At 72.2% G+C, this 21,448-nt stretch carries 18 protein-coding genes and 1 pseudogene; 3 read left to right on the forward strand and 16 right to left on the reverse strand.

Annotation, left to right across the window (positions count from 1 at the left end):
- Positions 1 to 63: 63 nt before the first annotated feature.
- The 4 genes from AC3IX6_RS10285 to AC3IX6_RS10300 all read right to left on the reverse strand — a co-directional run bounded on the left by AC3IX6_RS10285 (position 64) and on the right by AC3IX6_RS10300 (position 4,399).
- Positions 64 to 663 (reverse strand): hypothetical protein, encoded by a 600-nt coding sequence (locus AC3IX6_RS10285; RefSeq protein WP_489369872.1) that lies wholly within the window; start codon positions 661 to 663, stop codon positions 64 to 66.
- Positions 664 to 823: 160 nt separating this feature from the next.
- The gene (locus tag AC3IX6_RS10290) at positions 824 to 1,378 is read right to left on the reverse strand and encodes a GNAT family N-acetyltransferase (protein WP_489369873.1); all 555 of its coding nucleotides are present in this window, start codon (positions 1,376 to 1,378) and stop codon (positions 824 to 826) included.
- A 53-nt stretch (positions 1,379 to 1,431) separates the two neighbouring features.
- Positions 1,432 to 3,681 carry an MMPL family transporter gene (locus AC3IX6_RS10295; protein WP_489369874.1) on the reverse strand — a complete coding sequence of 750 codons (2,250 nt, stop codon included), beginning with the start codon at positions 3,679 to 3,681 and terminating at the stop codon, positions 1,432 to 1,434.
- Positions 3,682 to 3,922: 241 nt separating this feature from the next.
- On the reverse strand, positions 3,923 to 4,399 hold the full coding sequence (locus AC3IX6_RS10300; RefSeq protein ID WP_489369875.1) for a cupin domain-containing protein: 477 nt from the start codon (positions 4,397 to 4,399) through the stop codon (positions 3,923 to 3,925).
- A 59-nt stretch (positions 4,400 to 4,458) separates the two neighbouring features.
- Between AC3IX6_RS10300 and AC3IX6_RS10305 the strand changes: the two genes are divergently transcribed.
- Entirely contained in the window at positions 4,459 to 5,268 is an 810-nt protein-coding gene (locus tag AC3IX6_RS10305; RefSeq protein WP_489371396.1) for a GNAT family N-acetyltransferase, read from the forward strand.
- A gap of 46 nt (positions 5,269 to 5,314) precedes the next feature.
- Here the strand turns inward: AC3IX6_RS10305 and AC3IX6_RS10310 are convergent.
- Positions 5,315 to 6,502, reverse strand: a pseudogene (locus AC3IX6_RS10310) (chloride channel protein); the annotation flags it as partial.
- Between the two features lie 238 nt (positions 6,503 to 6,740).
- Here AC3IX6_RS10310 and AC3IX6_RS10315 point away from each other — a divergent pair.
- On the forward strand, positions 6,741 to 7,259 hold the full coding sequence (locus tag AC3IX6_RS10315; protein WP_489369876.1) for a DinB family protein: 519 nt from the start codon (positions 6,741 to 6,743) through the stop codon (positions 7,257 to 7,259).
- A gap of 75 nt (positions 7,260 to 7,334) precedes the next feature.
- Here the strand turns inward: AC3IX6_RS10315 and AC3IX6_RS10320 are convergent, their stop codons facing one another.
- Entirely contained in the window at positions 7,335 to 7,874 is a 540-nt protein-coding gene (locus AC3IX6_RS10320; protein ID WP_489369877.1) for a hypothetical protein, read from the reverse strand.
- Between the two features lie 228 nt (positions 7,875 to 8,102).
- Here AC3IX6_RS10320 and AC3IX6_RS10325 point away from each other — a divergent pair, with 228 nt between their 5' ends.
- Positions 8,103 to 10,004: a protein kinase domain-containing protein gene (locus tag AC3IX6_RS10325; protein WP_489369878.1), complete on the forward strand. Its 1,902-nt coding sequence runs from the start codon at positions 8,103 to 8,105 to the stop codon at positions 10,002 to 10,004.
- Between the two features lie 66 nt (positions 10,005 to 10,070).
- Here AC3IX6_RS10325 and gatB read toward each other — a convergent pair whose 3' ends face one another.
- The 10 genes from gatB to AC3IX6_RS10375 all read right to left on the reverse strand — a co-directional run bounded on the left by gatB (position 10,071) and on the right by AC3IX6_RS10375 (position 21,396).
- A complete protein-coding gene (gene gatB, locus AC3IX6_RS10330) occupies positions 10,071 to 11,579 on the reverse strand; it encodes an Asp-tRNA(Asn)/Glu-tRNA(Gln) amidotransferase subunit GatB (RefSeq protein ID WP_489369879.1) in 1,509 nt (502 codons plus the stop codon).
- Between the two features lie 16 nt (positions 11,580 to 11,595).
- A complete protein-coding gene (locus AC3IX6_RS10335; protein WP_243336352.1) occupies positions 11,596 to 11,847 on the reverse strand; it encodes a hypothetical protein in 252 nt (83 codons plus the stop codon).
- Complete coding sequence (gene gatA / locus AC3IX6_RS10340; RefSeq protein ID WP_489369880.1) at positions 11,844 to 13,343, reverse strand: Asp-tRNA(Asn)/Glu-tRNA(Gln) amidotransferase subunit GatA; 1,500 nt, start codon at positions 13,341 to 13,343, stop codon at positions 11,844 to 11,846. Before gatA ends, AC3IX6_RS10335 begins: the two co-directional genes overlap by 4 nt.
- Positions 13,344 to 13,348: 5 nt before the next feature.
- A complete protein-coding gene (gene gatC / locus AC3IX6_RS10345; protein ID WP_007266718.1) occupies positions 13,349 to 13,645 on the reverse strand; it encodes an Asp-tRNA(Asn)/Glu-tRNA(Gln) amidotransferase subunit GatC in 297 nt (98 codons plus the stop codon).
- Positions 13,646 to 14,000: 355 nt separating this feature from the next.
- Positions 14,001 to 14,471 (reverse strand): nucleoside 2-deoxyribosyltransferase domain-containing protein, encoded by a 471-nt coding sequence (locus AC3IX6_RS10350; protein WP_489369881.1) that lies wholly within the window; start codon positions 14,469 to 14,471, stop codon positions 14,001 to 14,003.
- Entirely contained in the window at positions 14,468 to 16,669 is a 2,202-nt protein-coding gene (locus tag AC3IX6_RS10355) for a putative bifunctional diguanylate cyclase/phosphodiesterase (protein ID WP_489369882.1), read from the reverse strand. The genes AC3IX6_RS10350 and AC3IX6_RS10355 overlap by 4 nt, the downstream gene beginning before the upstream one ends.
- A 388-nt stretch (positions 16,670 to 17,057) precedes the next feature.
- The gene (gene ligA / locus AC3IX6_RS10360; protein ID WP_489369883.1) at positions 17,058 to 19,268 is read right to left on the reverse strand and encodes an NAD-dependent DNA ligase LigA; all 2,211 of its coding nucleotides are present in this window, start codon (positions 19,266 to 19,268) and stop codon (positions 17,058 to 17,060) included.
- A gap of 31 nt (positions 19,269 to 19,299) precedes the next feature.
- Positions 19,300 to 20,295: a methionine synthase gene (locus AC3IX6_RS10365; protein WP_489369884.1), complete on the reverse strand. Its 996-nt coding sequence runs from the start codon at positions 20,293 to 20,295 to the stop codon at positions 19,300 to 19,302.
- Positions 20,292 to 20,981: an SDR family oxidoreductase gene (locus tag AC3IX6_RS10370; RefSeq protein WP_489369885.1), complete on the reverse strand. Its 690-nt coding sequence runs from the start codon at positions 20,979 to 20,981 to the stop codon at positions 20,292 to 20,294. Before AC3IX6_RS10370 ends, AC3IX6_RS10365 begins: the two co-directional genes overlap by 4 nt.
- 70 nt (positions 20,982 to 21,051) lie before the next feature.
- Positions 21,052 to 21,396 carry a DUF1330 domain-containing protein gene (locus AC3IX6_RS10375; RefSeq protein ID WP_489369886.1) on the reverse strand — a complete coding sequence of 115 codons (345 nt, stop codon included), beginning with the start codon at positions 21,394 to 21,396 and terminating at the stop codon, positions 21,052 to 21,054.
- Between the last annotated feature and the right edge of the window lie 52 nt (positions 21,397 to 21,448).

Below are 21,448 nucleotides of genomic sequence, written 5' to 3' on the forward strand. Positions count from 1 at the left end.
CTAGGCGGACCCGCCGGGCACGGGCGAACGGCCCGGGCGGGCCACCGTGCGGCTGCGGACGGACTAGCCGGCGGCGGGGGCCACGGGGAGGGCGAGGAGGTACATGAACGCGAAGGCGATCACGCCGATGACGGCGACGACCACGGCGGCCCAGGACACGGAGCGGACCCATGCCGGGAGGGTGCGGCCGGGAGCGCCGAAGGCCGGGCGGGCCAGTACGAACACGGCGATGAGCAGCGCGATCGTCGACAGGACGCCGTTGACCAGGGCGGTCATGTGCCAGGCGTTGCCGTACAGCGCCTCGATCTTGTCCGCGGTGGTGGTGGCGTTGGCCGAGCTGATCTGGCCCTTGAGGGTCTCGCGCTCGCCTATGACGCGGGAGGTCCAGCTGCCGCTGAGGGCGATCAGGCCGAGACCGGCGGCGACGATCGCGGAGGCTCCGGAAGCGACACCACTGCTCTGCTCCTCGTCGGCCGCGGCCTCGAGCTCGTCGAGCTCGTCGAGGCCGTCGAGGTCGGTGGCGAGCTCGTCACCCGTGACCTCGTCGGTGGTGGCGGTGTCCGCGGCGGCCGGGGCGGTCGTCTCGTCGGTGGCGGCCTTCTTCAGGTCGGCCGGGGAGTCCGCCTCGGGAGCGGTCGGGGCGGGGGTCTTGGTGGTGTCCATGCGGGGCACCGTAGGCGGCTTTTCTGAGAGGTTCCTGAGAATCCGGCCGGGCAGCGCGCAGCGCACCGCCCCGGGCCCCCGGAGGACTCGGGGCGGGGCGGCGGCGGGCGGGTACGGGCGGGTGCCGCAGGGGTGCCGGGCGGGTGCCGGGTAGGGGCGGTTACGCGGGGCGGTCCGCGGACCACTCGTCGGCGAGGATCGCCCAGACCTCGGTGTCCTGGCGGACGCCCCGGTGCAGGTGGTTCTGGCGCATGACGCCTTCACGGGTCATGCCCAGGCGCTCGGCCACCGCGAGGCTCTTCTTGTTGCCGGAGGCGGCGTGCCATTCGACGCGGTGCATGCCGCGCTCGCCGAAGGCGTAGTCGATCAGGACCCGGCAGGCCTTCGTCACCAGGCCGCGGCCGGCCGCGGCGGGCTCCAGCCAGCAGCCGATCTCGCAGTTGCCCGTCCCCGCGTCGAACGCCGGGAAGAGCACCCCGCCCACGAGGGTGCCGTCGAGGCGGATCCCGAAGAACCGCGCGCCGTCCTCCCCCGCCGTGACCGCGTACTTGGCCAGCAGGGCCCGGGCGGACTCCAGGTCGGCGGACCGGTCCGGGAAGCCGACGTACTGGCCGATGAACTCGCGTCCGCGTTCGATGTGGGCGAAGAACTCCTCCGCGTGCCGGGCTTCCAGCGGGAACAGCTGGGCGTCGTCGGCGAGGTCTATCGAGAACATGCGCGTTCTTCCTTGGCTGTCGAGCGGCGGCTATCGAGCGGCGGGTGGCCGGATCACCGGGAGCTGGTCGCGGGCTCGGCCGCGTCCTCGCTCGTGGCGGGGTCCGCGCCGGGCCGCTGCAGGGGAAGTTTCGCATGCGGACGGCGTTCGGGGGGCTCGATGCTGATCTTCGGGAGCCGTCGGTCCAGCCAGGCCGGCAGCCACCAGTTGGCTCCGCCGAGCAGGTGCATCAGCGCCGGGACGAGGAGGGTCCGCAGGACGAAGGCGTCGAGGGCGACGGCCGCGGCGAGCGCGATGCCGAACATGGCGATGAGCCGGTCGCCGCTGAGCACGAAGGCCAGGAAGACGGAGATCATGATGACGGCCGCCGAGTTGATCACCCGGCTGGTCTCGGCGAGGCCGACGCGCACCGCCCGCTTGTTGTCCCCGGTCTCCAGCCACTCCTCGTACATCCGGCTGACCAGGAAGACCTGGTAGTCCATGGACAGCCCGAAGAGCACCGAGACCATGATCACGGGGAGGAAGGGCTCGATCGGCCCCGCACTGCCCAGCCCCAGCGGTTCGCTGCCCCAGCCCCACTGGAAGATCGCGACGACGACTCCGAAGGAGGAGGCGACGGCGGCGACGTTCATGGCGGCCGCCTTGACCGGGATGCCGATGGAGCGGAAGGCCAGCAGCAGGAGCACGCAGCCGAGCGCGATGACCACGCCGACGAAGAGCGGCAGTTTGCCGACGATGACCTCGGCGAAGTCGTCGTACCCGGCGGTCACGCCGCCGACGTGCACCTGCATGGAGTTGTCGTCGCCGGCGCGCGGGATGACGTCCGCGCGCAGCCTGTCGACCAGCTCGCTCGTGGCCCGGGACTGCGGAGAGGAGTCCGGTACGACGGTGACGACCGCCGTGTCGCCGCTGCGGTTGAAGACCGCCGGTCCGGCGGAGGCCACGCCCCTGGTCGTACGGATCGACTCGGCCAGCGCGTCCACGGCGACCCGGTCGCCGGCCCCGCCCAGGCGGGCGACCACGGTCAGCGGGCCGTTCATCCCCGGGCCGAAGCCCTCCGCGAGCAGGTCGTAGGCCTTGCGGGTGGTGGACCCGGCCGGGTTGTTGCCCTGGTCGGAGGTACCGAGGTGGAGGGAGAGCGTGGGCAGCGCCAGCACCACCATGAGCACCGTGGCGACCAGGCCGAGCAGCTTCGGGTGGCGCTCCACGAAGACCGACCAGCGGGCGGCGAAGCCGGTCACCGCCTCGGGCAGCGGCCCCTCGGCGGCCAGCTTGCGGCGCTCGCGGCGGGACAGCGCGCGCATGCCGATGTACGAGAGGAGCGCGGGCAGCAGGGTCACCGAGGCGGCGACGGTCAGGACCACGGTGAGGGAGGCGGCGATGGCGACGCCGTTGAGGAAGTTGAGCCGGAGCACCAGCATCCCGAGCAGCGCGATGCAGACGGTGGCCCCGGCGAAGACCACGGCCCGGCCGGTGGTGGCGACGGCGCTCTCGGCTGCTTCCGCGACCGGGAGTCCGCGCTTGAGGCCCTTGCGGTGGCGGGTGACGATGAACAGCGCGTAGTCGATGCCCACCCCGAGGCCCACGAGGGTGCCGAGCATCGGAGCGAAGTCGGCCACCGGCATCGCGTGGCCGAGCAGGGTGATGCCGAAGTAGGCGGTGCCCACGCTGACCAGGGCGGTCGCGATGGGCAGCAGACTGGCGGCCAGCGAGCCGAAGGCCAGGAACAGCACCAGCGCGGCGATGGCCACACCGATGACCTCGGCGAGGTGCGCGGAGGGGGCTTCGGTGAGGCCGATGGCGCGCCCGCCGAGCTCGACCTGGAGCCCGTCGGCCTGGGTCACCGGGTTCCGCGCGGCATCGACGACGGCCTTCGCCTCACCCTTCGGCACCGAGTCGGCCTGCCGGTCGAAGGTGACGACCGCGTAGGCGGTACGCCCGTCGGGGCTGATCCGGGCCCCGCTCTCGGGTCCGGGACCGTAGGGGCCGGCCACCGATCCGACACCGGGCAGCCCGGCTATGGAGTCGAGGGCCCGCGTCATCCGCTCCTGCACGGCCGGCGTCCGCACGCTCTGCCCGTCCGGAGCCCGCCACACGATGGTGTCGGTGTCCCCGCCCTGCCCGTGGAAGCCTTCCCGCAGCAGGGCGTGCGCCTTGGCGGACTCGGTTCCGGGGACCTCGTAGTCGTTGGAGAACGCCGCACCGGCCCCGACCGCGGCAGCGGCGGTCCCGCCGAAGGCGAGGAGCCAGATCAGGACGGCAACGAGTCGGTGCCGCATGCACCAGCGTGCGAGGGCTGACAACGGACGGGCTCCCTGGTGGTTCGGATCTTTACCGGGGAACGGCCCGTCGGAAAGAACGCGTGAACACTGAAAACTGAACGCTGGGCGTGGGTTTGGGCGGCGTCTGGAATTGTGGTGCGGGTGGTGGTCTACACCTCCTGCGCCTTCTCACCTTCTACGCCTTCACGATCGCAGCGTCCCGTGATCGTTGGCGGCCATCGTGGGCAGCGTCACAGGCGTTCGGGCAGGTGCGGGACCATGGTCACACGGGGTTCGGAGCGGAGGTCCGGGCGGACTGGTCGGTGGGGTGGTCCGCGGGACGGCCGATGGGGTGGTCGATGGGCTGCTCGTCGGCCCGGTAGCCCGGCAGCGAGGGCCAGCGCACGGTGAGCACCACCGCGTCCTCCTCCGCGTACCAGGAGTGGTCGACTCCGCGTCCCCACACGACGTAGTCCCCCTGTTCGGCCAGGACGACGCTCCGGCCGGGGAACTCCAGTCGGAACCGGCCGCTGATCAGCACCTGCAACGCGGTACGGGACTCCCCGCGGACCCAGCTCGCCCGCTCCTCCCCCTTGGGGTGGACGCCCCACTTGATCTCCACGTCCTCGCTGTGGCGGGGATCGCCGGGCTCCTTGAAGTGCCCCAGCAACCAGCCCCGGTCGACGGCGGCATCGGGGGTGGCCTTGCCGGTGTAGACGGAGGGGTGGGTGGGGTGCGTGGGGTGGGTGGGGTCGCTCACGGGGTGAGGTTAATGCAGTTGTCGGACCCGTCGGCGGCTGGTGAGCTGGCCGGATGACGATGGATACGGATGACCTGCTGAAGGTGCGCGCCGAGTTCGACTCCGTGATGCGACGGGAGGCCCTGCCCGACACCAGTGACGCGCGCGTGGAACGGGCGGGCGCGGTCGTACGGCAGATCGTGCCCGGATCCGGAGGGAACATGGTGCTCTGGTCGGACCTCGACGAGCACACGGCGGACGCGGTGATCGCGGAGCAGGTGGCGTTCTTCACGGAGCTGGCCGAGCGGGGCGAGGTCCCGTCGGCGGAGTTCGAGTGGAAGCTGTACGCCCACGACCGCCCCGCCGACCTCGGAGACCGGCTGCGCGCGGCCGGCTTCGTGGCGGAGCCCGCGGAAACGCTTCTGGTGGGGCGCGCGACAGACCTCGCCACCTTGTCGGTGGAGCCGCCGGAGGGCATCACGTTGCGGGTGGTGACCGACGAGGAGGGCGTGGACCTGATGATGGAGGCCCACCGCAACGCCTTCGGCGCGGATCGCCCCCGCATCAAGGACCTGATGCTGAACCTGCTGAGGGACGAGCCGGACACCATCGAAGCCGTCGTCGCGATGGCGGGCGACACCCCGGTGAGCGCGGCCCGGATGGAGATGCGCCCGGGGAGCCCCTTCGCAGGCCTGTGGGGCGGCGGCACGGTCCCGGAATGGCGGGGCCGCGGCATCTACCGCCTCCTGGTGGCCCACCGCGCCCGCGTGGCGGCGGACCGGGGCATCCGCTACCTCCAGGTCGACGCATCGGAGGACAGCCGCCCGATCCTGGAACGGCTGGGCTTCGGCGTGGTGGGGGTGACCGTGCCCTGGGTCTGGGAGGGATAGGGGAGCTCGGAGCTCCGCCGACCGACTCCCCCACCCCCTAAGCCGCCAGCTCGATCCCCCTCCGGGTCAGCTTCAGGGTGTACACCGTGTCCCTGCTGAGCAGGCGGCTCACTCCCGTGGCCAGGGCCACTGCCAGCATGAAGGGGGCGATCAGGGTGTACTCGCCCGTCAGTTCCACCATGACGACCACCGCCGTGATCGGGGCGCGGGCGCTGCCCGCGAAGACGGCGGCCATGCCGACCAGTGCGAAGGCGGGGGCGTTGGCCGGGGAGGTCAGGAGGCCGAAGGCCGCGCCGAGGGTGGCTCCGATGAAGAGGGACGGGGCGAAGACTCCGCCCGAGCCGCCGATGCCCATCGTGGTGCTCGTCGCCAGGATCTTGCCCAGCATCAGGAGGAGCAGCAGGCCCAGGGCGTACTTCCCGTGGACCGCGCCCTCCAGAACGGGGTAGCCGACTCCGTACATCTGGGGCAGCGCCAGGAGGATCAGGCCGAGCAGCAGTCCGCCCACCGCCGGGCGCAGCCATTCCGGGCCGCGCCACAGTCGGTCGCACAGGCCCTCGGCCGCGTAGAGGAAGCGCGTGAAGCCGATGCCGACGGTTCCCGCGAGGACTCCGAGGGCGGCGAAGAGGAGGTACTGCCCGGGGTGTCCTACATGCATCGCCTCCAGGACCAGGAACGGCCGGTCGCCGAAGACCGCGCGGGCGATGGCGCAGGCCGTGACGGAGGAGAGGGCGAGGTACCCGAAGGTGCGGGAGGACCAGCGGCGGAGGATGAGTTCCATCGCGAACACCACGCCGGCGAGCGGTGCGTTGAAGGTCGCGGCGATGCCGCCGGCCGCGCCGCAGGCGAGGAGCAGTTTGGTGTGCTCCTCGTTGGACTTCAGCAGCCGCCCGAGGGTGGAGCCGAGTGCCGCGCCGATCTGGACGATGGGGCCCTCGCGGCCGACGGAGCCGCCGCCGCCTATGCAGAGGGCGGAGGCGAGGGATTTGACGGCGGCGACGCGGCCCTTGATCCGTCCGCCGTTCCGGGCGACGGCCAGCATGACCTCGGGGACCCCGTGTCCCCGGGCCTCGCGGGCGTAGCGGTGGACGAGCGGGCCGTAGACGAGACCTGCGGCGACGGGGGCGAGCAGGACGAAGTACGGGCCGAGGAAGCGTGCGCCGGGGTGGGCTTCGTGGCCGGCGGCCGCGTAGTCGGCGTGGCCGGAGAGCAGCTCCGTCGCCCCGATCACCATCCACCGGAAGAGCACGGCTCCGACGCCCGCTCCGACGCCGATGAGCAGCACGGGACCGACGGCCTTGAGATGGGAGATGTGGGTGATACCGGCGAGGCGGGTAATACGGGTGGGACGGGTAATACGGGTGATGCGGGTGGGGCTTTGCGGCATATGTTCAGTTTAGGAACAAAGAACGGAACGCAGGTAGGGGCGAACGCCTTCCACCCCCCGGGACCAACGGGGCAAGATCTCAGCCATGGCCGCAACAGAATCCGCCCACCGCGTCGCCCCTCCCCTCGCCGGGGGCGAGCGCGAAACGCTCCGCGCGTACCTCGACTTCCACCGGGCCACCCTCGCCTGGAAGTGCGAGGGCCTCACCGACGAGGAGCTGCGCCGCCAGTCGTCCCCGCCCTCCACACTGTCCCTGCTCGGGCTGGTGCGGCACATGGCGGAGGTGGAGCGGCACTGGTTCCGGCGCACCTTCGGCGGGGCGGACGTCCCCCACCTGTGGTCGGACACCCACGACTTCCAGGCCGCCTACGACGCCTCCGGCTCGACCCGCGACGAGGCCTTCGCGGCCTGGCGGGCGGAGGTCGAGCACTCCCGCGCGGTGGAGGAGGCCGCCGAGTCCCTCGAGGTGACGGTGCGCGTCGAGAAGTGGGAGGAGGACGCTTCGCTGCGCCTGCTCATGCTGCACATGATCCACGAGTACGCCCGCCACAACGGCCACGCGGACTTCCTCCGCGAGGCCGTCGACGGCGCCACGGGCGCCTGAGCGGCTCCACGACGGACCCCGGCCGCCACGGCGCCCGCGCGGCGCGGACGCTCGCCGGCCCTCCGGGCAGAGCGGTCACGCCCTTCGCGCGGGCGTCGATGCCGCCGGTTCCCCGCCCGACACCCCGAGGTCGGCCCGCATCGCCGCCCGCATCACCCGGAGCGGTTCCCAGATCCCGTGTTGGGCGTCACCCGCGGTCTCCATCGACTCACCCGGGTCGGGGGCACCCCGCTCCAGGCGCTTCACCTGCCCGTAGACCGCCGTCAGGGCATGGTGGACCAGCGTCGCGGAGGCGAGGACGGGGTCGGGTGCGACCATCTGCGCCTCGGAGTAGCGGTCGCGGAAGGCGTCCTTCGCCGCGTCGAGCGCGACCCGGTCGGCGTCCTCGACCTGGCGTTCCCGCAGGGTGTGCAGATGCCGGTTGAGGGCCGTGGTGAACTGCCGGGCGTCCCGGTTGAGGTCCGCGTAGCAGGTGCGCCGCAGCTGCAGGTTCTCTCGCACCGCCTCGTGCCTGCGTACGAGTTCGATCTCGCGGGCTTTCCCGCGCGCCGCGCCGCGCTGGGTGAGCAGTGCCGCGCCCAACGTGCCCGCGACGCCCGCCACAGCTATCACCATCGCACCGATCTCCACCGGTCCCCCCGCCCCCAGTCCGTCTTCCCCGCGCCCAGTGTGCCCGACCCCCTGCCCGTTGATCCCCGAAAGGGGTGCGTGCGGGCCGATTCCCATTGACCTCGCCAACCACCTCACGCGAAGCTGATGCCCACTCAAACCACCGGCGCTGGGGGGAAATTGACCAGCCAGAATCTACACATCGGGCCGGACTCGGCAGCAGACCGCTACCGATTGCTCCGGTCCATCGGGCGCGGCGGGGAGGCCGTGCTCTACCTCGCGGAGATCGAGCTCGCGGGAGGGTCCGAGCCCGTCGTCGTGAAGGTGCTCGACTCCAAGACCACGATCACCCCGGACATCTTCGACCGGATCAGCCAGAAGTGGAACGAGCAGGCCGAACTGCTGCGCTTCGTCCACCGGCCCGGTGTCGTGGGCGTACGGGAGCACTTCGAGGGGCCGCCGATCCACCGGCCCGGGGAGTCCTCGACGCTGACCGGGCGGGCCCTGGTCCTGGTCATGAACCACGTCGACGGACTCGACCTGCGGGACTGGCGGGCCGAGCGGACCCTCGCGACGGCCGCCGAGCGGCGCGAAGTGATGCGCACCCTGGAGCAGTTGGCCGACGTACTGGACTGGCTGCACTCGGGGAAGGCCACCCCGTCCGGGCGCCAGGTGATCCACGGTGACCTGTCACCCGGCAACGTGATGGTCGACGCGCACGGGCAGGCCACGCTGGTGGACTTCGGCCTCAGCAAGCTGACCGCCGACCACCAGACGGCCGAGGTGTGGTTCACCCAGGGCTACGCGGCGCCGGAGGTCTTCGACGGGAAGCGGACCCCGGGCGCGGACCGGTACGCCTTCGGGGCCATCGCGTACTTCCTGCTGAGCGGGGAGTCCCCGCCCTCGACGCCCGAACTGCTCGCGCAGGCCCTCGTACGGTTGCCGCAGTTCGCGGTACTGGACGCGGAGCAGCGGGCGCGGATCACCTCCGTCTACGCCGCCGACCCGCTGAAGCGGCCGCTGAACCTGGCGGGCTGGATGAAGGACATCCGCCGCGCGGTGGTGTCCACCACCACGTCCACCTCCCAGCGGGCGGTCCAGGACGCGGCGCCGGTCCCGTTGCCGGCCGCGCCCCCGGTCCCGGCCGCTCCCCCGGCCCCGGCGGCGGCACCGCCGAAGCCGGTGGCCCCGCCGCAGCAGCCGGCGTCCGCGCCGCCGGCGGCGGCCCCGACGGCTGCACCGGCGGCGGCTCCGATGCCGGCCCCGCTGCCGGCTCCGACCGTCCCGGCGGACTCCCCGGCGGAGCCGGCGTACACCCCGCCGCCCGCCCAGCCCTTGTACGCCCAGCCGCCCGCCGAGCCGGTCTACACCCCGCCGCCGGTGCGGGCGAGCGTGCCGCCGGGGTACGGTCCGGCGCCCGCGACCGTCTCCGCCGCGGAACCGGTACCCGCGCCGCCCCCGCGCAAGAAGCGGCGGACGGGGCTCGTGCTCGGGGCGGCGCTCACGGTGATGGTGGTGGGCGCCGGCGCGGTGATCGGCGTAAAGCTGCTCGGGGACACGAAGGAGGAGCACGGCGGGAACAGGGCCGCCGCGTCCTCCTCGGCCCCCGTCGGCCCGACGCCGAGCACCACCCCGTCACCGTCCCCTTCCTCCTCCCCGTCCCCTTCCTCCTCCCCGACCCCGTCCTCCGAGCCGTCCGCGACGGGGAGCGAGGCGGCCCCGCAGCCCTCGGCCAGCGGTTCGCCGCCGCCGCCCGGCCCCAACAGCAAGCAGGCGAGCCTGCTCGCGCTCACCCCCGTGCAGGGCGGCCTGAAAACCGGGCCCGTGAAGCTCAACACCAAGCTCTACGGTGCCGCCTTCTTCGAAACCTGCGAGGCCAGCGTCGAGTACGACCTCAACCGGGAGTGGCTCACGCTGGACTTCACCGTGGGAGTGGACGACGCCTCGGACGAGCAGACCGGTCAGATCCGCATCACCACGGAGACCCAGGCCGAGCTCTACAACGGGACGGTGGAGTTCGGAAAGACGGAGACCAAGACGATCAGCGTCAAGGACGTCCTGCGGCTCCGCGTGGCCATCAACGACAGGCAGTGCGCCGCCAAGACCGTCATCGCCGCCCCCACCCTCAGACGCTGACCGGCCGAACGACGGCGGCCCCGCACCGGAGATCCGGTGCGGGGCCGCCGTGTACGTACGGTGGGGCTATTCGGAGACGCCCAGGCGCTCCAGGATGAGCTCCTTGACGCGTGCCGCGTCGGCCTGGCCGCGGGTGGTCTTCATGACCGCTCCGACCAGGGCGCCGACGGCGGCGATCTTGCCGCCGCGGATCTTGTCCGCGATGCCCGCGTTGCCCGCGATGGCCTCGTCCACGGCCGCGCCGAGCGCGCCCTCGTCCGAGACGACCTTCAGGCCGCGCTTCTCGACGACCTCGTCCGGGGTGCCCTCGCCGGCGAGCACGCCTTCGAGGACCTGGCGGGCCAGCTTGTCGTTGAGCTCGCCGCCCGCCACCAGCGCCGCGACGCGCGCGACCTGGACGGGGGTGATGGGCAGCTCGTCGACGACGACGCCCTGCTCGTTGGCGTTGCGCGCCAGCTCGCCCATCCACCACTTGCGGGCGGCGGTCGAGTCGGCGCCGGCCTCGATGGTGGCGACGATGGAGTCCACCGCACCCGCGTTGAGGATCGACTGCATGTCGTGCTCGGTGACGCCCCACTCCTGGAGGAGGCGGTTGCGGCGCACGCGCGGCATCTCCGGCAGGCCGGAGCGCAGCTCCTCGACCCAGGTGCGGGCCGGGGCGATCGGGACCAGGTCGGGCTCCGGGAAGTACCGGTAGTCCTCGGCGTTGTCCTTGATGCGGCCGGCCGTGGTGGAGCCGTCCTCCTCGTGGAAGTGCCGGGTCTCCTGCACGATCGAGCCGCCGGAGGAGAGCACCGCCGCGTGGCGCTGGATCTCGAAGCGGGCCGCGCGCTCGACGGAGCGCAGCGAGTTGACGTTCTTCGTCTCGCTGCGGGTGCCGAACTCGGACTCGGGGGTGGGGCGCAGCGACAGGTTGACGTCGCAGCGCATCTGGCCCTTGTCCATGCGGGCCTCGGAGACGCCGAGCGCCTTGATGACCTCGCGCAGCTCGGCGACGTACGCCTTGGCCACCTCGGGGGCGCGCTCGCCGGCGCCCTCGATCGGCTTGGTGACGATCTCGATGAGGGGGATGCCGGCGCGGTTGTAGTCCAGCAGGGAGTGGGACGCGCCGTGGATGCGGCCGGTGGCGCCGCCGACGTGCAGCGACTTGCCGGTGTCCTCCTCCATGTGGGCGCGCTCGATCTCCACGCGGAAGATCTCGCCGTCCTCCAGCTGTACGTCGAGGAAGCCGTTGAAGGCGATCGGCTCGTCGTACTGGGAGGTCTGGAAGTTCTTCGGCATGTCCGGGTAGAAGTAGTTCTTCCGGGCGAAGCGGCACCACTCGGCGATCTCGCAGTTCAGCGCGAGACCGATCTTGATGGCGGACTCGATGCCGATCTCGTTGACGACCGGCAGCGCGCCGGGCAGGCCGAGACAGACCGGGCAGGTCTGCGCGTTGGGATCGGCGCCCAGCTCGGTCGAGCAGCCGCAGAACATCTTGGTCTTCGTGCCGAGCTCGACATGGACCTCAAGGCCCATGACGGGGTCGTACGACGCGAGGGCGTCCTCGTACGACAGCAGTTCAATGGCAGTCACAGTGGAAATTTCCCTCTCAGCCCAGCAGGACGTCGTCGTCGCCGAGACGCTTCAGTTCGCGGTACAGGATCGCGAGGCCGGTGACGATGGCGGCGGCGGACACGACGGCGTCGATCAGCTTCAGCGTGTCGTGCTCGGTGCGGGCCTTCTTGGCCTGCTTGACCACGCTGAAGGCACCGAACGCGGTGGTGCCGATCGACAGGTACGTACCGGACTTGGACTTCTTGAAGCCCTTGGCCTTGGACAGCGCACTCGTACTCGAACTCACAGCGACGGAGCCTCCTCAAGCAGCGGGTGGCCCCAGCGCTCGACGAAGGCGGCCTCGACTGCGGCACCCACCTTGTACAGGCGGTCGTCCTTCATCGCCGGGGCGATGATCTGGAGCCCGACCGGCAGACCGTCCTCCGGGGCCAGGCCGCAGGGCAGCGACATGGCGGAGTTGCCGGCCAGGTTGGTCGGGATGGTGCACAGGTCCGCGAGGTACATGGCCAGCGGGTCGTCGGTGCGCTCGCCGATCGCGAAGGCGGTGGTGGGCGTGGTCGGGGAGACGATCACGTCGACCTGCTCGAAGGCCTTCTCGAAGTCCCGCGTGATGAGCGTGCGGACCTTCTGGGCGGAGCCGTAGTACGCGTCGTAGTAGCCGGAGCTGAGCGCGTACGTACCGAGGATGATGCGGCGCTTGACCTCGTCGCCGAAACCGGCTTCGCGGGTCAGGGCGGTGACGTCCTCGGCGGACTTGGTGCCGTCGTCGCCGACGCGCAGGCCGTAGCGCATGGCGTCGAAGCGGGCCAGGTTCGAGGAGCACTCGGACGGCGCGATGAGGTAGTACGCGGCCATCGCGAGGTCGAAGGACGGGCAGTCCAGCTCCACGATCTCGGCGCCGAGCTCCTTGAGGAGGGCGACGGACTCGTTGAAGCGCTGGACGACGCCGGCCTGGTAGCCCTCGCCGGCGAACTGCTTGACGACACCGACACGCATGCCGGCGACGGAGCCGTTGCGGGCCGCCTCGACGACCGGCGGGACCGGGGCGTCGATGGAGGTGGAGTCCATCGGGTCGTGACCGGCGATGACCTCGTGGAGGAGGGCCGCGTCCAGGACCGTACGGGCGCAGGGGCCGCCCTGGTCGAGGGAGGAGGAGAAGGCCACCATGCCGTAGCGGGAGACGCCGCCGTAGGTGGGCTTCACGCCGACGGTGCCGGTGAGGGCGGCGGGCTGGCGGATGGAGCCGCCGGTGTCCGTGCCGATGGCCAGCGGCGCCTGGAAGGCGGCCAGCGCGGCCGCGGAGCCGCCGCCGGAGCCGCCGGGGACGCGGGAGAGGTCCCAGGGGTTGCCGGTGGGTCCGTAGGCGCTGTTCTCGGTGGAGGACCCCATGGCGAACTCGTCCATGTTGGTCTTGCCGAGGATGACGACGTCGGCTTCCTTCAGCTTGCGCGTCAGGGTGGCGTCGTACGGCGGGATCCAGCCTTCGAGGATCTTCGAACCCACGGTGGTCGGGATCCCGACGGTGGTGAAGATGTCCTTGAGGGCGAGCGGTACGCCGGCCAGCGGGCCGAGCTTCTCGCCGCGCTCGCGCTTGGCGTCGACGGCGGCCGCCTGGGCGAGCGCGCCCTCGCGGTCGACGTGCAGGAAGGCGTTGACCTTCTCGTCGGTCGCCCCGATACGGGCCAGGTGGGCCTCGGTGACCTCGACGGCCGTGAGCTCGCCGGAGGCGATCTTCTCGGCGGTCTGGGCGGCCGTGAGCTTGATGATGTTGATGTCAGCCATGGTGATTAGTCCTCCCCCAGGATCTGCGGCACCTTGAAACGCTGCTGCTCCTGGGCGGGAGCGCCGGAAAGCGCCTGCTCGGGGGTGAGCGACGGACGGACCTCGTCCGCGCGCATGACGTTCGTCAGCGGCAGCGGGTGGGAGGTCGGCGGGACGTCTTGGTCGGCGACCTCGGAAACGCGGGCGACCGCGCCGATGATGTCGTCGAGCTGTCCAGCGAAGTGGTCGAGCTCTTCGCTCTTCAGCTCCAGACGTGCCAGCCGAGCGAGGTGGGCGACCTCCTCGCGCGTGATGCCAGGCATGCAGCGATCCTCTGGGGGTTCGAGTGTGTAGGTTTCGGCCCCAATCCTATGGGGCCCCGCCCCCGCCCGGCGCCCCGGTTTCCCGCCGGGGCGGTACGAAGCCCCCGTGCGGGGCGATTCCGCCGTGTGGCGGGGCCGCCTGCGGCGGCTTGCGCGGAGCCCGTCCCCGGCTGCGAGAGTGCCGCTGCGCGGGGCAGAGTTCCCCTACCCACCCTTCGCCCGTTCCCCGGGCTGCGCCCGGACCCCCTGGGGCTCCGCCCCGGACCCCGGGAGCGGCGCCGCACGTAGCGGGTCCGGGCGTAGCCCGGGGAACGGTGGAAGGGTGGGTAGGGGACCTCGCCCCGCAGGGCAGCCGTCAGGCCGGGGTGGTCAGCAGGGCGCGGGCGGCAGCCACCGTTTCGGGCAGGGTCCCGTGAACCGTGAGGTCCGGCCGGGACAGGCCCAGCTGCGTGACGACGTCCGCGCGCCGCGGGTAGCCGGGGTCGGCGCCGACGACCAGGCGGCGCCCCGGGGTGGCCGCGGCCGCGCCGAGTTCGTAGAGGGTGATCGGCTGGACCGTGAGGGACGCGTCGCATGCGGGGAACCAGAACAGCGTGAGGTCCGCGCGCAGCAGGTGCGCGTACTCCCAGGCGATCTGGACGTCCGTCTGCGCGGGGTCGGACACGTCGAAGTCCGCCCGGCACGGGTTGAGGACCACGAACCGCGCCAGCGCGGCCGCCGCCTCCGGCTGCCAGGACGGGCAGTGCGTGATCCCGCCCGCCAGGAAGACGGACGGCGGATCGCCCGGCTCGGGACGGTACCGGGCCGGTGCCTCCACGTACGTCACGGCGTCTGGGCCGCGGCCGCCGCGGCGGTCTCCGCCGCCAGTTCCGCCGTGATGTCCGCCGGCCGCCGCCAGCCGCGCTCGCCGCGGGCCAGCAGCCAGGCCGTCGCCTCCTGCGGAGGCATCGCGGCGGCGACCAGCCAGCCCTGGACGGCGTCGCAGCCCAGGTCCCGGAGCCGCTCCCACGTCTCGTCGTCCTCGACGCCCTCCGCGACGACCAGCAGGCCCAGCGAGTGGGCGAGGTCCACCGTGCAGCGGACGATCTCCGCGTCCTGGGCGTCCACCGCGAGCCGCGCCACGAACGACCGGTCGATCTTCAGTTCGCTGACCGGCAGCCGCCGCAGGTGGACGAGGGAGGAGTAGCCCGTGCCGAAGTCGTCCAGGGACATCTTGACGCCGTGGCCGGTGAGCCCGGCCATGGTGTCGGCGGCCCGCTGCGGGTCCTCCAGCAGGACGTGTTCCGTTATCTCCAGCTGGAGTCCGCTCGCCGGGACCCCGTGCCGGGCGAGGCGCGCGGCCACGGCGCCCGCGAAGCCGGGGGTGTGGACGTCGCGCGGCGACACGTTGACGGCGACCGGGACCTTGAGGCCCTGGGCCCGCCACCGGGCGACCTGCGCGAGCGCGGTCTCCAGTACGTACTCCGTCAGGTGCGGCATCAGCCCGGAGGTCTCCGCGATCGCGATGAACTCGTCCGGCGAGACCCGCCCGCGTTCCGGGTGCACCCAGCGCACCAGTGCTTCCAGCCCGGCGACCTTGCCGTCGAAGCGGACCTTCGGCTGGTAGTGCAGTTCCACCTCGCCCGCGTCCAGCGCCCTGCGCAGGTCGCCCAGCAGGCCGAGCCGGTCGGGGGTGTTGCTGTCGCGCTTGGACTCGTAGACCTCGACTCCGGTCCGGTCGCGCTTCGCCTGGTACATGGCGACGTCGGCGCGGCGCAGCAGTCCCTCCGCGTCCAGTGCGTGGTCGGGGAAGACGGCGAGGCCGGCGCTGGCCTCCAGGACCAGGGTCAGACCGTCCAGGTCGAGGGGGGAGCTCAGTTCGGCGACCAGGTTGCGGGCGACCCGCTGGGCGCTGGTGGTCGAGTCGGTGAGCGGGAGGAGGACGGCGAACTCGTCGCCGCCGAGGCGGGCCGCCTCGGCGTCCGGGGGCAGGGCCTGGCGCAGCCGGTCCGCTATCTGCAGGAGCAGCCGGTCGCCGGCGAGGTGGCCGAGGGTGTCGTTGACCGCGCGGAAGCGGTCCAGGTCGATCAGGACCAGCGCCGCGCGGGTGCCCGACCGTTCGGCCTGGTCGAGCGCGCTCCAGGCGCGCTCCAGCAGCCACTGCCGGTTCGGCAGCCCGGTGAGCGGGTCCCGCAGCTGCTCCTCGGCGCGGGCCCGGGCGATCCACAGGGTGGAGTCCAGGGCGATCAGCGGTACGGCGAACAGCGGGAGCAGCACCGGCTGCGATTCGGCGACCACGCAGATCAGCGGGGCGATGCCGAGGAGTGCGACGGCGACCAGGGCCTGGCGCAGCAGCGCGGTACGGGCGACCGTGGGCAGTCCCCCGCCGCTCGGGGCGAGGGCGAGCCACAGCAGGAGCCGGGTGACGAGCAGGTAGGCGAGGGCGACGAGGATGACCTCGGGGACCGCGTCGAGCTCCCAGCCGGTGGGCCGCCAGGGGTGTTCGACGCTGGGCGACTCCCCGAACGCGGCGAGGACGAGGGCTCCCGCGCCGATGCCGAGGATGTCGGTGGCTCCGTGCAGCAGGCCCTGGCGCCAGCGGTGCCTGCGGGCGGCGCCGACGAGGGAGACCACGGCGAGGGAGACCAGGCCGGCGGGGACCCATCCGTAGAGGATGAGGACGCCGAGGGTGAGGGCCGCGCCGGAGCCGGTGCCGCCCCACCAGCGGTCGCGGCCGAGGGCGACGAGGTGGCCGACGATGATGCCGGTGAGCAGGGCCAGCGCCCAGCCGACCGGGCCGCCGGGGAACAGGGCGTGACGGCTGGTCAGCGCCGTGATGACGCCGATGCCGAGCACGACGGCGGCGAGGCCCACGATGGCGAAGGGCAGCGCGGCGTGCCGGCCCGCCGGGCCCGTGCCCACTCCGGTGTCGAGCGCTCGCGATTGCGGTGCCCTGGTACCCAGGACACCGAGCCGGCCCGTCCGCATGGACGGGAACTCCCCGCCGAAATCTGGTGACGGGTCGGCGCTTTCGGTGGGTTTCATGCCCGTCCCTCTCACAGCCGGCGATGCCGATGCCACGCGATGGCCCCGATGTCATGCCATCACGGCTGGAAGCGCGTCAAGCAGCCGTGCACGACAGGCGCACCCCTCAACAGTAGGACGCGGGAGGCGCCCAGGGGCAGCGGTCGGCGGCGGTTGCCCGAATACGACCCAGCCATCCTCATCAGTACGGTATCCGCCGAACGGGTGAGTTTGGACCAGGACCCCCCGGCCGCCCGTCCGATGATCCGACAGGCCAGGGGCCCGCCACCAGCCTTGTACCGGCCTCGCATGGGCCCGGTACCGGCCGTGCGGCGCCGGGTGCCACCGCCGGCCGCGCCCGGCGCGCGCCCGCTCGTACGGCCGCACGCCACGCATCCGTTCGCCTTCGCTACTCCGCTTCGGCGTCGCCGTCCACCGGAAGGGCGGCCTCGCGCGCCGCGTCCGGGCCCTCCTCCAGCAGGACGGCGAATCCGGCGTCGTCGAGGATGGAGAGCTTCAACTGCACTGCCTTGTCGTACTTGGAGCCGGGGTTGTCGCCGACCACGACGAAGGAGGTCTTCTTCGAGACGGACCCGGTCACCTTGGCGCCGCGGCTCTGGAGGGCCTCCTTCGCGCCGTCCCGCGTGTGGCTCTGCAAAGTGCCGGTGACGACGACGGTCAGCCCCTCCAGCGGGCGCGGCCCCTCGTCCTCGCCGGAACCTTCCTCCTCCATCCGGACCCCGGCCGCCCGCCACTTGCGCAGGATCTCCTGGTGCCAGTCGACGGCGAACCATTCCTTGAGGGAGGCCGCGATGATCGCGCCGACCCCGTCGGTGGCGGCCAGTTCCTCTTCCGTCGCCTGCTCGATCCGCTCGATGGAGCGGAACTCCCGGGCCAGCGCCTCCGCGGCGACCGGGCCGACGTGGCGGATCGACAGGCCGTTGATGATGCGGGCCAGGGGGCGGTCCTTGGCGGCCGCGATGTTCTCCAGCATCGACAGGGCGTTCTTCTTCGGCTCGCCCTTCTGGTTCGCGAAGACCGTGACGATCTTCTCCTCGCCCGTCTTCGGGTCCCGCTTGGGCAGCCCGCTGTCCGGGTCGAGCACGTACGCCTTGATGGGCAGGAGCTGCTCGATGGTGAGGTCGAAGAGGTCGCCCTCGTCCCGCAGCGGCGGCTCGGCCGGCTCCAGCGGGTGGGTGAGGGCGGCCGCGGCGACCGCGCCGAAGTTCTCGATGTCCAGGCACTGGCGGCCGCCGAGGTAGAAGAGCCGCTCGCGCAACTGGGCGGGACAGGTCTGCCCGTTGGGGCAGCGCAGGTCGATGTCGCCCTCCTTCATCGGCCGCAGCGGCGTCCCGCACTCGGGGCACTCGGCGGGCATGACGAACTCCCGCTCGCTGCCGTCGCGCAGGTCGACCACCGGCCCGAGGATCTCGGGGATGACGTCGCCGGCCTTGCGCAGCACGACGGTGTCCCCGATGAGCACGCCCTTGGCCTTGACGACCTCCTGGTTGTGCAGGGTCGCGAACTCCACCTCGGAGCCCGCCACCGTCACCGGCTCCACCTGCGCGTACGGGGTCACGCGCCCGGTGCGGCCCACACCGACCTTGATGTCGATCAGCTTGGAGTTGACCTCCTCGGGGGCGTACTTCCAGGCGATGGCCCAGCGCGGGGCGCGCGCGGTGGAGCCGAGCCGGCCCTGGAGGGCGATCTCGTCGAGCTTGACGACGACGCCGTCGATCTCGTGCTCCACCGAGTGGCGGTTCTCGCCGAAGTACGCGATGAACTCCCGGACCTCGGCGAGCGTGGAGACCACCTTGTTGTGCTGGGCGGTGGGCAGGCCCCACTCGTGGAGCAGCTCGTAGGCCTGCGACTGGTTCTCGATCTCGAAGCCCTCGCGGGCGCCGATGCCGTGGACGACCATGTGCAGCGGGCGGCTCGCGGTGACCTTCGGGTCCTTCTGGCGCAGCGAACCGGCCGCCGCGTTGCGCGGGTTGGCGAAGGGCTTGCCCTCGGCTTCGACGAGCCGGGCGTTGAGCTCCTCGAACTTCTCCATCGGGAAGTAGACCTCGCCGCGGATCTCGACCAGGGCGGGGATCCGGTCGCCCTTGAGCCGGTCGGGGATGTCGGCGATGGTGCGGACGTTGGGCGTGATGTCCTCGCCCGTGCGGCCGTCGCCGCGGGTGGCGGCGCGGGTCAGGCGGCCGTTCTCGTAGGTGAGGTTGACGGCGAGGCCGTCCACCTTCAGCTCGCAGAGGTAGTGGTAGTCGGAGGTGTTGGCGTCCCGGGCCACGCGCTCGGCCCAGGCCGCCAGTTCCTCGTCGTCGAAGGCGTTGTCGAGGGAGAGCATGCGCTCGCGGTGCTCGACGGAGGCGAAGTCCGTCTCGTACGCCCCGGCCACCTTCTGGGTGGGCGAATCGGGCGTGCGCAGCTCCGGGTACTGCTCCTCCAGTGCTTCCAGCGAGCGCAGCAGCTTGTCGAACTCGGCGTCGCTGACGACCGGCTGGTCGTTCACGTAGTACCGGAAGCGGTGCTCCTCGACCTGCTCGGCGATCAGCGCGTGCTGCTCGCGCAGTTCCGCCGGTACGGCCGATTCGCTGCCCTGCTTCTGTTCGGCTGCCATGCCGTGTCCTCCCGTGACCCGTCTCGATCCATCACTCAGGGTTGTCGGCGAGCGACCTCGCCGCCCTGACGCAGTGCGCCTGAACCGCCCGTGCGTAGGCGGGCGAAGCGCCCGCCAGACCGCACGCCGGGGTGACCACGACGGACTCCGCCAGAGTCCCCGGGGTCAGCCCCAGCCTGCGCCAGAGCTTCCTGACACCCATGACGCTACCGCCCGGGTCCGACAACGGGCCGTCGGTCCCGGGCACCACTCCGGCGAAGAGTTTCGTACCGGCTTCGACGGCTTCCCCGATGGCGTCATCCTCGCGCTCGGTGAGCAAGGAGAAATCGAACGACACGCCCGAGACCCCGGCGCGCCGCAGCAGGGCGAAGGGCACCTCGGGGGCGCAGGAGTGGACGATGACCTCCCCGTCGTGGACGGCGAACAGCTCGCGCAGGGTCCCCTCGACGACCTGCCGGTCGACGGCGCGGTAGGTGCGGTAGCCGCTGGCGGAGCGCACCCGGCCGAGCAGGACCGCGGTGAGCGAGGGCTCGTCGTACTGGAGGACGATCTCGGCGCCGGGGATCCGCTTGCGCACGTCGGCCAGGTGCTCGCGCACACCCTCCGCGAGGGACCCGGCCAGGTCCCGGCAGGCCCCCGGGTCCTGGAGCACGGACTCGCCGCCGTGCAGCTCCAGGGAGGCGGCCAGCGTCCACGGCCCGACGGCCTGGACCTTGAGCCGGCCCTCGTACCCCTGGGTGAACTCCTCCAGGGCGTCCAGGTCTTCGCCGAGCCAGGAGCGGGCCCGCTTGCTGTCGCGGCCGGGGCGGTCGCTGATGCGCCAGCCGCTGGGCTCGACGTGCGCGTACATGTCCACGAGCAGCCCGAGGGAACGGCCGATCATGTCCGAGCCGGGGCCGCGGGCGGGCAGCTCGGCGAGGTACGGGAACTCCTCGAAGGAGCCGGTGACGGTCTTGGCGGCCTCGCGGGCGTCGCCGCCGGGGAGCGAGCCGACCCCGGTGGCTCCGCCGGTGCGGCTCGCGCTCATCGGCCGGGCCTGACGGTGAGGTCGCTGACCACGGCGTCGCGGGGCAGGTCGACGGCCATCACGATGGTGGTCGCGACGGACTCGGCGTCGATCCAGTCGGCGGCGTCGTAGGACTCGCCCTCCTGGGAGCGGACCTTCATCTGCATGGGGGTGGCGGTGCGGCCGGGGTAGACGGAGGTGACGCGGATGCCGTTCTCCTTCTCCTCGGCCCGGAGCGAGTCGGCCAGGGCCTTGAGCCCGTGCTTGGAGGCGGCGTACGCGCTCCAGTCGGCGTGGGCGGCGAGCCCGGCGCCGGAGTTCACGAAGACGATGGTGGAGTGGGAGGCGCGCAGGGTGGGCAGCAGGAGCCGGGTGACCTCGGCGGGGGCGATCAGGTTGACGTTGAGCTGCTGGTGCCAGGTCTTGGGGCGCAGCTCCCCCACCGGGCCGAGGTCCACGATGCCGGCGATGTGCAGGAGCGAGTCGATCCGCTCCGGGATCGCCTGCTTGGAGAAGGCCCACGACAGCCGGTCGGGGTCGGCGAGGTCCCCGACGAGCGCGCTGGAACCGGGGTACCGGTCGGTGAGCTGCCGGGCGCGGGCGGCGTCGCGGGCGAGCAGGACGAGGTCGTCGCCACGGGCGTGCAGCCGCGCCGCGACGGCGGCACCGATGCCGGAGCCGGCGCCGGTGATCAGATGAGTAGCCATGCCGCCATGCTCGCACCCCGGCCCGCCCCCGCGGCCCCGCCCGCCTCGAAGGGCGGCAGGGGTGGATCCGCTACAGCCCCGCGGCTTCGCGGAGTGCGGCCGCGGTCTTCGAGGCGTCGTAGGTCGTGGGGACGCCGTCGACCAGGATGATGTCGCCCGCGATGTGGTTGGCGCGGAGGGGGATGAGGGCCTGGTAGGGGGCGGAGGTGTACCAGGCTCGGGCCGTTTCCAGGTCGGGGAAGGCGATCATGACGATCGTGCCGGGCCAGGCGCCCTCCATGACCTCCACCTGGCGGCCGTGGACGAGGAAGCGGCCCTCGAAGGGGTCCATGGTGGACTGGATCTCCTCGATGTAGCGGAGGATGTCCTCGTTCATGGTCTCGGGGCGTATGTGGCCGATGGCGTAGGCGGTCATCTCGGGCCTCTTCTTCCGTGCGGGATCGGCTTGTTGCTCCGATCCTGCCCGC

The sequence above is a fragment of the Streptomyces sp. GL_141 genome (assembly GCF_057834385.1).